The organism is Acinetobacter sp. CY79, assembly GCF_059515845.1.
On the sequence record NZ_JCAKMY010000008.1, the window covers coordinates 78260 to 94091 of the forward strand.

Consider the following 15832-nt stretch of genomic DNA (forward strand, 5'->3'; position numbering starts at 1 on the left):
TAAGCAATCAACTCACTTTAAAGCGTTTAATTGCTGGGCTTTTTTCCGATCCAATTTCTTAAGTACTTCTGAAACTGCCACCATGGCAAAACTCGAAGTCACAACGACAGCCGAACCATAACCACCACAGCGCAATCCTGCACTTGGGCAAACCTCAGCACTTGAGAATGGATTATCAATCGAGTACACGCAGGTAATACCAAATTTCTCTTTTGGCTTTTTACAAATACCTTTGCTACGGAGTTGAGTCCGTAACTTGGCTAACATTGGGTCTTGTTCGGTTTTAGATAAGTCAGCCACACGGATTTTTAACGGATCAAGCTTGCCACCTGCGCCACCCGAGACAATCAAAGGAATTTTGTTAAAGCGACAATGCAACATTAGAGCAAATTTGGCTTTCACATCATCGATACAATCCAGAATCAAATCAGGTGTACTCGCTAGAATGTCTGGGATATTTTCAGGTGTTAAATAATCATCGATCAAATTGATTTTAATTCTAGGGTTAATGGCGCGACAACGCTCAGCCATCACTTCAATTTTTTCATGACCGAGGGTTGTCGTCATTGCAGGTAATTGACGATTAATATTTGACGCAGCAACCACATCCATATCGACCAATGTCAACTCACCAAGCCCTGTACGCGCTAAAGCTTCAACCGCCCAAGAACCAACCCCACCAATCCCGATGACCATGACATGACTTTGCTCATAATGATTGAAGCTTTGTTCTCCATAAATTTTCGCAACACCTGCAAAACGGCGTTCATATTCATCATCTTGGAGAATTTCACTCATAGCTCAAATCAATCTTAAAAGTACAAATTACATTTTAACAAATTCACCTGTGAAAATGTATTTTCAGCCGAATGATTGTCGCTGAACGACATTATCTAAAAAGCTAGATAAAAAAAAGCCCCACTGCTTTTGGTGTGAGGCCTGGAGAACTGAGTATTTTTTGGTATCTAATGTTGAGTCTGTAATGGCATATGAAATAGAGTGATTAGAATTAGATTTCATTCTGACATTAACATATGTCAGTTTGATTAAACATTCAAGCAAACATAACACTTTGAAACGAAGCTACCGATCATTTGCTTAATCTAACAACATTTTCAAAATTAAATTTATCCTGTTTTAAACGTTTAAGCTTAAATTTTTAATCTAGGATTTTAAATGTAACGCCTCCATAGAATTCATCCATACTGTATTGGCGATTTGCTCACGATCACCACCGAATACGTCAACAAGTCCATCTAAAACGAAGGGTAAATTGACAGGTGTGTTCCGTGTCCGATGTTGATTCGAAAGCTGACAACATAGTGGCGTCATGTCGGGACAGTCTGTTTCTAAGACCAAATGCTCAATACCAAGCTCCTGTACGACTGTGTGGAGCTTTTTGGCTTGAGGATTGGTAATTTGTCCTGTAATCCCCAACTTAAAACCCAATTTGATCAATGCTTTTGCCTCTTCCACACCCCCGCTAAACGCATGTGCGATACCACCTTGCTTAAATTGATGTTTTTTAAGCATCGCTAAAGTTTCTGCATGGGACTTACGGATATGTAGCAATATAGGTTTATCAAAATGTTGCGCCATCTCTATTTGTCTTGAAAAATAAAGCTTTTGCTTCTCAAAAATTTCAGCTTGCTTATGTTGCTTTAAAAAAGTATCTAAGCCAATTTCACCAATAGCAACACAATCATGTGCTCTCAATACTTTTTCTAATTCATCCAAATGTTGAGTTTGATGTTGCTCGATATAAAAAGGATGAAGCCCTGGTGCTAAATAGCTTCGTGGTGCATTAGGTAATTGATTCAGTTGGTGATGCGTCTGAATTAAAATATCAAAACGCTCTCGTAGAAAACCAATTAAGACAAGCGCCTGCACCCCTGCCTGTTTTGCTTTGAGTGCTAATTCTGCGCGATCAGCATCAAAATCCGATACATCAAAATGTGTATGTGTATCAAATAAAGGAACAGGGGGCAAAGAACTCATGAGATCTATTTCGTACTCTACTTTATTGAGGTTTATGTCTTAGACGACTGAGTAACCACGGCATCCGAACTTGCCTGTTGCTCTTTAAAGGCTTCAGGTAAATATTGCGGTTTCAAAATACCTTTGAGCTGTTCATAGGGAATCGTTAACCGCGGTAAACCCACCACATAAGGACCAATTTCATATTCTTGATATTGTAAAATTAAGCCTTGCTTGCCCAAATAGTAGTTTTGACTCAGCTCAAATTTCCAAGCTTGTTCATAGTCTTGAACATTTTCAGCCAATTTATTGTCTATCACCCATGTTTTAAATTGGTCATGTGCCAATTGTTTCAGATCAACCCGTTTATTGGCTTCAATCAATTGATCAAGTTCAATGATTTTTTTCTCTTTTAAATCGTAATTATAATAATGCTGTGCTGAAGAACCATGCGCACCACCCAAATAATGACTTGAGTTGATCACAACAGTTGCCAAAGGTTCTTGAGAGTTTAAAATTTTAGGGCTTACACTAAATGTAATTTCATGATTTACACCGAGCTTTTTCAGCTCATCATCCAATTTTAAAAAATTATTAACGTAAGGCTGTATCTGCTGTGCCAAAGCCTGAGTAGCAGTAGCTTGTTGATCCACTTCACTGGCAGACGTTTCAGCATTTGCATCAGACGCAGTAATTACATCCTGCGATACCTTTTCATCTTTTGCATCGACTTCAATCGTTGATTGAAGAATTTTCACGATTGCCTGATCAATGATTTTGTCTAACTCAGGTTGATTTGTACTTAATCGATCAAGACGGATTTCAGGGCAACCATTGCCACGACAGGGTTCAAGTACCACTGGAATCGTCTGCGTTGAACCAATGAGTCTAAGTTGCTCAACAACAGGCTCTGATACTGCACCTTGATCAATCGGCGCTTTTGCATCTTGATCTTTATCAACGGGCTGACAAGCACTCATCAGTGCCATTAAGCTGATCACGGGCATTAAAGCTAGTTTATTAATTTTTAACATCTCTTGATCCCAATCAGGAAATCGCTTTTATCTAAAATCCTAGCCTAGCGCTGTCACTTAGCATGCTCAAGCTTCATTTGTATAGGTTTAGATACCTTGAGTTTAAATCTAACCGCTTAGTTCTTACAGAATATGACAGTCGCTATCATTATAAAATTTAAAACATTTTTTCAAGTATTTCTGGGCGTAACACCTGTGACGTTTGTTCTTTGGTGAGATAAATATCTAACTGAGTCCCATCTTTAACAATTTCATTGGCGCGATAATGTAACCCGATGCCTTCACCATCAAAAAACCAGTCGCTTTGTCCCCAATACAATTTTTTAGGCGCTGCTTTCTGGGTGTCAGAACTTTGATCTGCTTTCCATTCAGTATATTTTACTTGAATCATTTCATTTAAAGCATTTTGCTGATTGTTTTGAATCACATCCAACAAACTTAACTTCTTTTTTAATTTTCGATCAGCGACAAAGAAATAACCACGGTCTTTGACCGTCATACTTTGTTGCTTGGTATTCACAATCACTTGTAGTAATACATATTGGTTGCGCTGTGAGGCGATTCGCGTATTCAAATGCAATTCATAAGCCTGATTTGTTGCAAACTCAGCCTGCCAAGCATCTGATTTTTTGACATAGGCATCGATTGCTTGTTGCAATGACATCGCTTGTTTTAAACCTATTTGATCCTGAATCACACGTGATTGGCTTTCAGCAATCCATTGATTCATCCATGCATCTTGAGTTTGAATCGTTTGAATATCCATCTCAATACAATTTTTCTTCTCACAAAAAGGCAAAGCATATTTTGCGGGTTGTTCTTGAATATTTAAAAAAGGAAGAATCTCTGCTTGTTGTTCCTTTTTCAATTCGATATTCGATTGCTCATCATTTGATTCTTTATTTTTAGCATCACAAGCCACCAGACTCGAAATACAGAAGCTGAATAAACACGCCTTGAAAAATGTAGGTATAAATGTTGAGTTATTGAGTTCCATTTTCACAGCATACATTCCTTGAATTCACCTAAATGATCATAAGCTATTTTGAAATAAAAACAGCTTCCTGAAGAAGCTGTTTTTATCACTATACATATTTAAACTGTATTAATGCTCACGTGTTGCACGGAAATTAATATCAGGATAACGCTCTTGCATCAACTGCAAATTCACACGACTTGGAGCAAGATAAGTCAAATGCCCACCACCATCTAAAGACAGTTGATCATGTGCTTTTTTCTTAAATTCGTTGAACTTTTTCTCATCATCACAAGAAACCCAACGAACTGTATTGATGCTGATTGGCTCGTAAACACAATCCACTTTGTATTCTTCTTTAAGACGGTATGCAACCACTTCAAACTGAAGCACACCCACAGCACCAACAATTAAGTCATTACTGTTTTGTGGCATAAACACTTGCGTTGCACCTTCTTCAGAAAGCTCTTTCAGACCTTTTTGAAGCTGTTTAGATTTCAATGGATCTTTTAAACGAACGCGACGGAACATTTCAGGTGCAAAGTGAGGAATACCCGTAAATTGAAGTTTTTCACCTGAAGTAAAGGTATCACCAATCTGAATCGTACCGTGGTTATGCAAACCAATGATATCACCCGGCCACGCTTCTTCTAAGTGCTGACGGTCGCCTGCAAGGAATGTTAAGGCATCACTGATACGTACATCTTTATCTAGACGTACATGCTTCATTTTCAAGCCTTTCTCATAGCGACCTGAACAAATACGCATGAATGCAATACGGTCACGATGTTTTGGATCCATATTGGCTTGAATTTTAAAGACAAAGCCTGTGAAACCCTCTTCAGTTGCTTCAACTTTACGCGCTTCAGTAGGATGTGCTTTCGGCTCAGGTGCATATAAGCTAAATGCATCCAGCACATGATCAACACCGAAGTTACCCAGAGCTGTACCAAATAACACAGGCGTTTGACGACCCGCTAGAAACTCTTCCGTGTTTAATGGCTCATTTGCCATTTCAACTAACTCTAGTGATTCTTCAAATGCCGCCCAAGCCAAGTCACCTACTTTTTCTCGTAGATCTGGATAGTCATAACCATCACGAACCTCAATATCGGTAATGGTTGACCCAAAGCCTGCTTGATACACATAGAATTTCTTTTCAATGATGTTATAAACACCAGCGAAATCACGACCAGTCCCTAAAGGCCAAGTCAACGGAACGCATTTGATCTTGAGGACGTTTTCAATTTCATCAAGCAACTCTAGTGGCTCACGAATCTCACGGTCCATTTTGTTGACGAACGAAATGATCGGTGTATCGCGCATACGACACACTTCCATTAATTTAATCGTACGATCTTCGACACCTTTTGCACCATCAATCACCATTAATGCTGAGTCTACTGCTGTTAATGTACGATAGGTGTCTTCTGAGAAATCTTCATGTCCCGGTGTATCTAGAAGGTTAATCATTTTATCTTTAAATGGAAATTGCATCACCGACGTGGTAATCGAGATACCACGTTCTTTTTCCATTTCCATCCAGTCAGATGTCGCTGCACGATCAGACTTACGGCTTTTCACCATACCTGCAACCTGAATCGCTTGCCCCCACAACAGTAATTTTTCTGTCATGGTGGTCTTACCCGCATCGGGGTGGGAAATGATAGCGAACGTACGTCTTTGAGCGACTTGTGCCGCTAATTCATCTTTAAAGCTCATGTTAATACCTGCCGCAGAAGAGCAGCTTCAAGATCAAGTGCTGATCAAATTTAAAATTTGGCAGTATTGTAGCAGATTTATCGCTATTGTTTTCTGATCGTGCTATGCAAAATGTGATACTGAATAGTGAAAATCAATTGCTTAAAAACTTTAGGTGAAATCCTTATTGAGGAGGGAGCTGAACGCATTTCTTGGATATGAATCTAAATGCTTGAGTAGAAAATATATTCAAAAAATAAAAATTTTAAATTCAAGATTTATTTGCATCGACTATTTGAATTAAAAGGCATCCAGTCTAAATCAAACATTTTTAAAAGTGGTTTCTAATCGGTCTACAGGCAATGGCATCCCGAGTAAATAACCTTGGAATTGCTGGCAACCTAAAGCTTTAAGAATATCTGCTTGTTGCTGTGTTTCCACGCCTTCTGCAGTAACCACTAAACCCAAACGATTCGCCAATTCAATAATACTACGCAGAATAATCTCATCTTTTGAACCCACTGATAAATTACGAATAAATTCACGGTCAATTTTCAACTCATCAACCGGTAGATCTTTTAAATACAAGAAACTTGAATGTCCTGTTCCAAAGTCATCAATCGCCAAAGAAATACCCAAATTACGCAAATTTTCAAAAGTACGAATACTCATATCGATATGATGCATCGCTGTAGATTCAGTGATTTCAATAATTAAATCACTTGAATCAACGTTATATTTCGCAATCAAATTGGCTAAAGTATCAATCAGCTGTTTATGTTCAAATTGAACTGCAGATAAGTTGACCGCAATAGGTGCAAATGCACGTCCTTGCGCCGTCCAAAGTTGTAATTGCTTACATGCCTGCTCAAGTGCCCAATAGCCCATTTTGATAATGAGACCTGTTTGTTCAGCACCCTCGATAAACATATTTGGCGCGAGCAATCCTAGACTTGGATGCTTCCAACGTATCAATGCCTCTACACCACAGACTTCTAGATCTGCGTTAAATTTTGGTTGATAGAACAATACAAATTGTTGTTCTTCTACGGCCTTGTAAAGATCATTGATGAGCTTCGATTGACTGCGTGCAATTTCTTGTTGGTCAAGCGAATAATTAAAAACACTAAATGTGTTACGCCCTTGCTCCTTCGATTGAAGCATAGCCGCATCTGCATTGATCAACAGGTCATGTAAATTTGTGCCATGATCAGGATAATAAACAACGCCTAAACTTGCAGATACATTGATTTCTTTACCTGCAACATTAAAACCATCTTGAATATTCTGTAAAATTATTTCTGCAACAGCTTCAGTACGGTCAGGTTTAAAGTTTTCAATCACCAATAAAAATTCATCGCCACCAAGCCGTATTAATTTTTGATCGGGCTCTAATAGCGCGTGCAGCCGCTGAGAAAGCTTCACCAACAACTCATCACCAATATGATGTCCAAAAGCATCATTCACTGCTTTAAATCGATCTAAATCAATATAGATAAATGCGATTTTTTTATTTGAAAATTTATGCAGGGAAAATAGCGAAGTGGTGTAATCAATTAAAAATAAACGATTGGGAAGTTTGGTGAGATTATCTTGTAAAGCTAAATTTTCCAGTTCTTGATTGACTCTTAAAAGCTGTAAATTTCGGTCTTCTAATCTTAATTCCAAAATAGCGACTGCAAAAGACGCAACAAGTATCAAGCAAGTAATCGCAATAATCACAAAGAGTGTTAATTCCGAACCTTCCTGCATCGCCATCGCATGCATACTTTCTTGAATCGTATGAAAGCTCGCTGCTGCCATGCCTGTATAGTGCATCCCAACAATACTAATGGCTAATAATGCTGCGACTGTTAATTTTAAGATAAAACCATTTGCATTAATTTGTTTTATTTTAAAAAATAACCAAAATGTCAAACCTGTACCACAAATCGCAATCAGAACAGAAAGTATGACTAACATGGAGTTGTAATGGATGATATACCCTGGAATAAGTAACCCAACCATCCCAGTATAGTGCATCCCAGATATACCAATCCCCATTACAAAAGAGCCCAGTACCAGCCGGCTTAGAGGTAAGGTTTCACGGCTTGTAAGCCAAACTGCAAAAATAGAGGCTGCAGCGCCAATAATATAGGATAAGAAAGTAACACTTGGAGAAAAACTGTAGCCTTCGGGCAAATGACAAGCCAGCATGCCAACAAAATGCATGACCCAAATCGCAAAGCCTAGAATCAATCCACTGAAAAATATAAGTGTTTTTTTTCGAGATGAGTTGGAGTTTGAAAATATGAGCTGCTGTAATGAAATAGCAACATAACAGGTAATGACTGCCGCTACGACAGAACCTGTTACAAGTGCATAATTATAACTCATATGAATCATATAAAAACTATTCCATTCCTGAACCTAATTATTCTTCTATTTAAACCCCAAAAATACAGCCTATAAATGTAAGAAGGTTCAACTTTTAATGAGCGTTTATCGCTTACAACAATATCACCATCTCATTGAAGGTCAAGTTCTTTTTATCTGGGAATATAAAAAAATGGCATATAAAAATACGCCATTTTTTAACTAAACTAAAGATTAAATTTAGTTATTTTTTCAAGTGATTCAAGTCCAATAAGACGTTTGCAGCTTCTATGACGAATGTCTCCTCTTCAGGAAGCGCAGGTCTTTGATTTGCCTTAATTTTAGATCTTGATTCAACCAAAGCATCCATTGAAGCTTGATAACTTTCCCAGTTTGGATAAGGTTTTTTTCCTGTTTCCGTTCGTCGTTTATTTTCAGCATCTAAGGTTTTTTGTTCAAGCGCGTTAAGTTCAGCTTTGCGTTTGTCTATATCTAGAACAATTTTCTTTTGTTCTTTCGCCGCTTGAGCGATCATTTTTCGCGCTTCTAAGTATTGAAACTGTGCATCAGCAGCAACACGTTGTTTAGATTTCTCACTTAATGCTGGAATATGACTTTCGATTTCACCTTCACGTTTAAATGGCGTGGTTGCAATCGTATCCCATTCCAATGCATTTTTTGCCTTACGCTCACCAAATTCTTCATCGTAGATGTCGACAAGTTTGATGTCTGGAATCACCCCTTTATTTTGCGTACTGCCCCCCGTGACGCGATAGAACTTACGTTGGGTAAGCGTTGCTTGACCATGGGCCAAAGTATCTAGCTGAACCTGCGCAGTTCCTTTACCTGTCGTGGTACTGCCAATCACAACGCCACGACCATAGTCCTGAATGGCAGCAGAATAAATCTCACTGGCAGATGCAGATGCCAGATTGATCATGACTGCGAGAGGACCCGCATAGGTCTGCTTACCCCCATCGGTATCCTCAAAGACGCTGACATTACCATTACCATCACGAATCTGTACCACCGGCCCAGACTTAATGACTTGTCCTAGCATTTTGGCAACTTCTTCAAGTGAGCCACCTGGATTATTACGTAGATCAATCAAGATGCCTTCAACATTTTTAGTGGCTAATGCCTGTAAGGCTTTATTGGTATCTTCAGAAACAGAACGATAATCCGCCCCTGCTCTACGTGCACGATAGTTCAAATAGAACGATGGGATTTCAACCACACCAAAAATATGCTTCTTACCATCACGTGTAATCTCCACAGTCCGTGAACGAACACCTGCATCTTCTTCTTGAATCACATCTCGAACGATAGTCACTGATCGTGCTTGGCTCATGGCAGCGCCCGCACCAAGTAACTTCACGGTGACCTTGGTGCCACGTTTACCGCGAATAAGCCCTACAATCTCTGAACTTGGCCAGCCGATCACATCGACCATCTTCTCGCCATCTTGAGCAACACCAATGATGCGATCACCTGACTTCACTTGTCCGGTTTTACTTGCTGGACCGCCATCAACGATGGTTTCAATCTTGGTATAATCTTCATTACCACGATCTGGACGGATGGATACACCAATTCCCTCTAACTGTAAAGTCGTTTGACGGTTCAATTCCATCGCATCCACAGGCGGGAAATAGTTACTGTGAGGATCATATGTCGCCAACATGGCATTTAATGTTTTATCTAGAACATCGTCACTTTTAATACGTGCCATACGTTCCAATTGACGTGTATAACGCTTAGTTAAAGTTTCAACGGGGGTTAAATCTTCAGATGCTGTTAAGTCCTGTCCATCCGCAAGTGTTGGGTCATCTTTTAACGCTTGCTGTTTCGCTGCTTCTTCTTCTTTAGTGATCGTCAAGTTGATCAATTGAGATACCAGCATTTTACGCCATTGCGTTTCTTGATCTGCACGCTGGGTAAAATACGGCGCTTTCTCGCGGTCAGTCTCAATATATACATCTGCTTGCTTTAAGTTCTGTGGCTTTTTCAACTCAGCCAACATGAATTCATAAAATTGTTTAAGTCGCAAACGATATTGCTCATGAATGGCATAAGGACCAGACAAATCACCTGCTTTTAAAGCTGCTCCAAAGGTTGAGCCATATTTCTTTTTATATTGACTCACTTCATTCGCGAGAAATAAGCTGTGATCTGGATCTAGACTATCCAAATACATATCTAAAATACGATTCGATGTATTGGCATCAAGGCGCATATTTAAATAATGCTGACGATCAACTAAGGTTGCTAGCTGACGTGAAACTAAGGCTTGCTCTCTAGATGGCTGGATACTTTGAGCTGTCGACGTTACTGGGTCACTCGCAGCAATCGCATCATTCATCGCATGAGTAAAAAATAAACCACCGGTTGCAATCGCAACTGCACAAGCTAATGTTTGTAGTTTCATAAATACTTTGTGTTTCCTTGGATTAACCAATTTCATTACTGTTATTTTGATATGAATGCTTGATATTCAAAATCTTAAACAATTTTTTATGTCTCTGCCGTGTATTTTTATCATAATCTCTAATGAGAAAATGTAGCAAATCATTGCAGAATTCGGGTATTGTTTTCTCTTTTAAAAATACAACGACGGACTCTACGATGATTGGCGCATTGATGCTCGATATTGCGGGCACAGAACTAAATCAAGAAGATATTGAACTCTTAAAAGCGCCGCAAGTCGGTGGCATGATTCTATTTAGCAGAAATATCGAATCACCTCAACAAGTTCGCGCACTTACCGATCATATGCGTCAAGTTCGACCAGATATTTTAATTGCGGTCGACCAAGAAGGTGGTCGAGTTCAACGTCTAAAAAATGGTTTCACTTTACTTCCAGCAATGGGTAAGTTTGGAGAACTTTACTTAAAAGATGCTGAAAAAGCTATTGATCTTGCTGAGAAATGTGGTTGGCTGATGGCAACTGAAGTTCTTGCGGTTGGTATTGATTTTAGCTTTGCACCTGTTTTAGATATTAATGATGTCAGTGATGTAATCGGCGACCGTGCTTTTGCTCAAAATGTGCAGGATATTATTCCTCTTGCAAGTGCCTTTATGCATGGCATGAAGCGTGCAGGTATGGCAAATACGGGGAAACACTTCCCAGGTCATGGTTCAGTAAAAGCAGATTCTCATGTAGCAGCGGCAATTGATCAGCGTAGCTATGAAGAAATTTATCAAAATGACATGCAAAGTTTCATTCAACTCAAACCACAACTGGATGCACTCATGCCTGCGCATGTCATCTATGAAAATGTCGATCCTAACCCTGCTGGATTCTCACCATTTTGGATTCAAAAAATCCTACGTCAAGAACTCCAATATGATGGCGTGCTCTTTTCAGATGACCTCACCATGCAAGCTGCATGTGTTGCTGGTGGCGCAGATGCACGAATTTTGGCTGCCTTAAATGCAGGCTGTGATATGGGTTTGGTCTGTAATCAACGAGAGGCCGCATGCTTAGCACTCGATGCCATTACCGACTTAGCTCTCCCAAATCAAGAGCGATTAGAGCGCATGCGCGGTCGCATCCCTCAGATCAGCATAGGTGAACAACTTGATTTAGGTGATGAATGGCAAGCGGTCAAAAAGACCATTGAAGTATTTAAAAGCTCAATCTAAGAATGAAAGGAACATCAACGATGTTCCTTTTTCTTTATTGGACAAACATGATAAAAATAAGATAACGAGAATAAAGCATCATATAACAAGGATAACTATGTCTAACTCCAAGTCTAATTCAAAGTCTAATCCAACCTCTAAATCCAACTTATCCAAACATCGACATATTTCATTTACCGCACATTACACAGGTTATATCTGGTATCAAATGGGGATTTCACACCCTGCTCTTGCGACAGCCAAAGGTAAGTCGTTAGCTATGATTGCCAATCCAGTGGAAACGCTTGCGGAGAAATATATTGGTGGAAGTATGCGTACCACTTTAAGAACACGCCATACTTTACTGGATGAACATCTCACCCAACTCATCGAAAAACATCCAGACCTTCAAGTTCTAGAAATCGCAGCGGGACTATCTCCACGCGGTTGGTGGTTTAGACAACATTATCCTCAAATTGATTATCGCGAACTGGACTTGCCGGATATGGCTGAAACCAAACAAGTTGCCTTAGCACAAATAGATGCACTTAGCCCTGCAATGCTCTCTGCTGACTTGTTTACTGAAGATTTTCAAAATGCATTTACCGTTTTTGACCCTCAACGACCATTAGTGATCATCAGTGAGGGATTGATCAACTATTTTGACAAAGCATTATTACAACAACTACTTAAATCAATCGTGAAATATGGTTCATCTTTTAAAGCTTTGCATTATTTAACGGATATTTATCCAGAGCCTGTTAAAAACAAGCTGGCTAAGGTGATTTGGTCAAGCAGTAAACTATTAAAATTAATGTCTCGAAGTGCGTTTAGCTTTCATTTTATCGATCCCATTGAAGTAAGATCTTTTTTTCAAAATGCAGGATTTACTCAAGTCAATGTAGTTCAACCAACATCCTATTTTCAGCAAGAAAATAACCATTCTGATCAAGCTGAATCAAGCGAACACTTAGGTGATTTAGTTTGGATGATCCATGCACAGGTGACTAAATAAAGTACTATTTACACAATAACCTATGGCATAGAGTAAACATTTGCTCATTGATCAAGAAAAGAAAGGGCTTCATTTCAATCAAATGAAGCCCTTAATTGTTTTAGATCTACAAGATAGATTAAAAATGCTCATCAATATGACTTTTCTGCTGATGGATAAATTTAAGTAATCGATCCGCAACCTCAAAGTAACCGTGTTTAAATAAAGCACGAACACCCTGATCAGTTGCCTCAAAGATTAAGCATTCGACTTTGAAATCACCCTCTTCATCTTCCAAATGCAGTGCCAAATCACGAGCATGCTGATTGATATAATCAATTTCAGATGCAGGTGCATTGAACAACACGCCAAAATAGTTAAGATCAACGATCTCCACATGAAGCACCTTTTCTGAAAGGCGATGTGATAAACACGTTTTAGGATGAGATACCTTGATACGCTCTTCGCCACGGCGTTCCAAGCTCTGCATTTGCTGACGGTTGAGTGGAATAATTCCTTCAATACCTTGAATTGATTGCTCTTTTAAAAATGCAGTAAACAAATTCATGGTTTCCTTGCGACGTTGCAGTTGAGGTACATGATCCGCATTGGCAATCATGGCAAACTCAACATCGGGACATTGCAAAGCGAAGTTGGCATTTTCATAGGGCAAAGTAAAACTATCAAACTGACCACAAGCAACTAATGTTTTACAGCTTGGAATCGGGACGTTGTCTAGTCTCAATAAACGATGACAGTTAATTTCATAGCGCTCTTGCTCCGTATGACTAAACTCAGCCATTTGCTTAAAGAATAATCGTTTTGCTGTAGGTGACATCCGCGTTCGATCCAGCTTGGCATGATTGACCAAATACAAAATCACCGCTTGTCCAAACTCATCCATACGCTGTTCTTTCATCAGCATTAAGGATTCTTCTAAAAGCATGCGCCAGCTTTTACGGGTCTTTTGCATCACGCCCATGAGGATCATACGATCCATGAGCTCTGGACGCTGTGCGGCAAAGCAGGATGCAACCACAGAGCCTAAGGACATTCCCATGACCGATACTTTAGAAATCTCAACAATATCAAGCCAATTACCCAGCATCATTGCAAGTTGTGAAATTTCTAAACTTCCTGCAGAAATGCCTGTATCACGATTATGAATTTGCTGATTTGAACCCAACGAAGGTAAATCAATTAAGATCACTGGTCCTTTTTCAAAAAGCTGTTCCACACAATATTTATAAGAACTAAAGGTTTGAAAGGCACCACCAACAATCACAATCGGGGTGTTATGCATTGTTGTAGGATCGGCGATCGCCATATACTCAACTTTCCAACCGTCGATCCAAGTGATCCGTGGCGGTTGCTTGAAACTATTTTTATTGTATATATCGAAAAAATTAAACCCTGATGTATTCGGGTACATTTCCGAGTCCATTTGTATAACGGAATTCATTTCCCTATCTCCATTTGGCCTTATAGTTTTAATTTGCAAGCCACTTATCTAGACGACATTCTCAAATATTTTTGATTGTGTAACTTATTTAGCATTCACATTTCATTCTATACAAATGAGTGAATATTACGCAATCACAGGATCAACCATTTATCTTTTTTCCTAGATACACTGACTCAGGAAATAGTTACAAGTTTTATCCAATGCCGATTTTTATAGAATAAACATAGATTGTTATAGCATCGACTGCTACTATTTGAGTGAGATTTTTAAGTAACCATACCGCTATGCACGAGTCTATCGAACAGTATATGCAAATGTTGGGGCAAAATGCTCGAGAGGCATCTCGCTTCTTGGCTGCCGCTTCAACATTTGAAAAAAATCATGCTTTATCTGCTATTTACACTGCTTTGCAAAATAGCCAATCGCACATTTTAGCTGCCAACACTATCGACATGACCAAAGGTCGTGAGAATAATCTGGACAGCGCATTACTGGATCGTTTAGAACTTAGCCCCACACGCTTTCAAGGTATGCTTGACGGTTTAAGAGACGTGATGAATTTGGTCGACCCGATTGGTGAGATTACAGATTTAGCTTATCGTCCCTCGGGCATTCAACTGGGTAAAATGCGTGTACCGCTGGGTGTGGTGGGCATGATCTATGAGTCACGTCCAAATGTCACATTAGAAGCTGCATCGTTAGCGATTAAATCGGGCAATGCAATTATTCTGCGTGGTGGTTCTGAAGCATTAGAGTCAAATAAAGCGTTATCCACTGCAATTCAACATGGTTTAGAAGCAGCGGGCATGCCACAAAATGCAGTGCAAGTGATCAATACACCTGATCGTGCTGCTGTCGGTCAATTGATCACGATGTCTGAATATGTCGATGTGATCATCCCTCGTGGTGGCAAAGGCTTAATTGAACGTATTACCAATGAAGCAACCATTCCCGTCATTAAACATTTGGATGGGAACTGTCATGTCTTTGTTGAAGCGCAAGCCGATCTTCAAAAAGCACTTCCAATTGCACTAAATGCAAAAACACACCGCTATGGCGTATGCAATGCCATGGAAACGCTTTTAGTCGATGTAAAAGTCGCGGATGAGTTTTTACCCTTGGTTGCTGAATTGTACGCTGAGAAAAAAGTTGAACTTCGTGGTTGCCTCGATGTGCAACGTATCTTAGGGGATTCTGTGAAGGCTGCGACTGAAGAAGATTGGTATGAAGAATACTTAGGTCCAGTTCTAGCTGTAAAAATTGTCAGTGGTTTGGAAGAAGCGATTCTTCACATCAACAAATATGGTTCACACCATACTGATTCTATTATTACTGAAAACTTCACCACGGCGCGTAAGTTCTTAACACGTGTAGATTCAAGTTCAGTGATGGTGAATGCTTCTACGCGTTTTGCAGATGGCTTTGAATACGGTCTGGGTGCAGAGATTGGTATTTCTACCGATAAAATTCATGCCCGCGGACCCGTTGGCTTAGAAGGCTTAACTTCCCAAAAATGGATTGTTTTGGGTGACGGTCAAATCCGCCAATAAAAAGTGATTTAAAATCACCCTAAAAACGCGTCATAGCCCCGTGCATGACGCGTTTTTCTATTTTAGTTGATACATGTTAAGGCGAGTTTAAAATTTTTCCGATTCAACACCTTTAATCCGATGTTTGTGATTGAATTCAGCCACATTCCTAATTCA

11 protein-coding genes are annotated in these 15832 nt (G+C 39.5%); 3 read left to right on the plus strand and 8 right to left on the minus strand.

The window, feature by feature from the left end; genetic code table 11:
* Window positions 1–12: 12 nt before the first annotated feature.
* The 7 genes from AC5YCE_RS04625 to AC5YCE_RS04655 all read right to left on the minus strand — a co-directional run bounded on the left by AC5YCE_RS04625 (window position 13) and on the right by AC5YCE_RS04655 (window position 10471).
* The gene (locus tag AC5YCE_RS04625) at window positions 13–798 is read right to left on the minus strand and encodes a tRNA threonylcarbamoyladenosine dehydratase (RefSeq protein WP_496171223.1); all 786 of its coding nucleotides are present in this window, start codon (window positions 796–798) and stop codon (window positions 13–15) included.
* Between the two features lie 366 nt (window positions 799–1164).
* Entirely contained in the window at window positions 1165–1998 is an 834-nt protein-coding gene (locus AC5YCE_RS04630) for a TatD family hydrolase (RefSeq protein WP_496171224.1), read from the minus strand.
* A gap of 32 nt (window positions 1999–2030) precedes the next feature.
* Window positions 2031–3011 carry an RsiV family protein gene (locus AC5YCE_RS04635; protein WP_496171225.1) on the minus strand — a complete coding sequence of 327 codons (981 nt, stop codon included), beginning with the start codon at window positions 3009–3011 and terminating at the stop codon, window positions 2031–2033.
* A 157-nt stretch (window positions 3012–3168) separates the two neighbouring features.
* Window positions 3169–4008, minus strand: coding sequence for a hypothetical protein (locus AC5YCE_RS04640; protein WP_496171246.1), 840 nt, complete (start codon window positions 4006–4008; stop codon window positions 3169–3171).
* A 108-nt stretch (window positions 4009–4116) separates the two neighbouring features.
* Window positions 4117–5709 (minus strand): peptide chain release factor 3, encoded by a 1593-nt coding sequence (locus tag AC5YCE_RS04645; RefSeq protein WP_496124880.1) that lies wholly within the window; start codon window positions 5707–5709, stop codon window positions 4117–4119.
* A 300-nt stretch (window positions 5710–6009) separates the two neighbouring features.
* Window positions 6010–8073: a bifunctional diguanylate cyclase/phosphodiesterase gene (locus tag AC5YCE_RS04650; RefSeq protein WP_496171226.1), complete on the minus strand. Its 2064-nt coding sequence runs from the start codon at window positions 8071–8073 to the stop codon at window positions 6010–6012.
* Window positions 8074–8287: 214 nt separating this feature from the next.
* On the minus strand, window positions 8288–10471 hold the full coding sequence (locus AC5YCE_RS04655) for a carboxy terminal-processing peptidase (RefSeq protein WP_496171227.1): 2184 nt from the start codon (window positions 10469–10471) through the stop codon (window positions 8288–8290).
* Between the two features lie 197 nt (window positions 10472–10668).
* On the opposite strand from AC5YCE_RS04655, the gene nagZ reads away from it, so the two are divergent.
* Together nagZ and AC5YCE_RS04665 are read left to right on the plus strand one after the other, a co-directional pair.
* The gene (gene nagZ, locus AC5YCE_RS04660) at window positions 10669–11688 is read left to right on the plus strand and encodes a beta-N-acetylhexosaminidase (protein ID WP_496171247.1); all 1020 of its coding nucleotides are present in this window, start codon (window positions 10669–10671) and stop codon (window positions 11686–11688) included.
* A gap of 97 nt (window positions 11689–11785) precedes the next feature.
* Complete coding sequence (locus AC5YCE_RS04665) at window positions 11786–12682, plus strand: class I SAM-dependent methyltransferase (protein WP_496171228.1); 897 nt, start codon at window positions 11786–11788, stop codon at window positions 12680–12682.
* A 118-nt stretch (window positions 12683–12800) separates the two neighbouring features.
* Here AC5YCE_RS04665 and AC5YCE_RS04670 read toward each other — a convergent pair whose 3' ends face one another.
* Window positions 12801–14123 (minus strand): alpha/beta fold hydrolase, encoded by a 1323-nt coding sequence (locus AC5YCE_RS04670; protein ID WP_496171229.1) that lies wholly within the window; start codon window positions 14121–14123, stop codon window positions 12801–12803.
* Window positions 14124–14410: 287 nt separating this feature from the next.
* Between AC5YCE_RS04670 and AC5YCE_RS04675 the strand changes: the two genes are divergently transcribed.
* Window positions 14411–15676 (plus strand): glutamate-5-semialdehyde dehydrogenase, encoded by a 1266-nt coding sequence (locus AC5YCE_RS04675; protein ID WP_496124886.1) that lies wholly within the window; start codon window positions 14411–14413, stop codon window positions 15674–15676.
* Window positions 15677–15832 lie beyond the last annotated feature (156 nt).

Coding starts and splice junctions, on each gene's coding strand:
- AC5YCE_RS04635 (WP_496171225.1), bottom strand. CDS start 3,011: ATGTTAAAAATTAATAAACTAGCTTTAATGCCCGTGATCAGCTTAATG.
- nagZ (WP_496171247.1), top strand. CDS start 10,669: ATGATTGGCGCATTGATGCTCGATATTGCGGGCACAGAACTAAATCAA.
- AC5YCE_RS04665 (WP_496171228.1), top strand. CDS start 11,786: ATGTCTAACTCCAAGTCTAATTCAAAGTCTAATCCAACCTCTAAATCC.
- AC5YCE_RS04675 (WP_496124886.1), top strand. CDS start 14,411: ATGCACGAGTCTATCGAACAGTATATGCAAATGTTGGGGCAAAATGCT.
- AC5YCE_RS04670 (WP_496171229.1), bottom strand. CDS start 14,123: ATGAATTCCGTTATACAAATGGACTCGGAAATGTACCCGAATACATCA.
- AC5YCE_RS04640 (WP_496171246.1), bottom strand. CDS start 4,008: ATGGAACTCAATAACTCAACATTTATACCTACATTTTTCAAGGCGTGT.
- AC5YCE_RS04630 (WP_496171224.1), bottom strand. CDS start 1,998: ATGAGTTCTTTGCCCCCTGTTCCTTTATTTGATACACATACACATTTT.
- AC5YCE_RS04650 (WP_496171226.1), bottom strand. CDS start 8,073: ATGATTCATATGAGTTATAATTATGCACTTGTAACAGGTTCTGTCGTA.
- AC5YCE_RS04645 (WP_496124880.1), bottom strand. CDS start 5,709: ATGAGCTTTAAAGATGAATTAGCGGCACAAGTCGCTCAAAGACGTACG.
- AC5YCE_RS04625 (WP_496171223.1), bottom strand. CDS start 798: ATGAGTGAAATTCTCCAAGATGATGAATATGAACGCCGTTTTGCAGGT.
- AC5YCE_RS04655 (WP_496171227.1), bottom strand. CDS start 10,471: ATGAAACTACAAACATTAGCTTGTGCAGTTGCGATTGCAACCGGTGGT.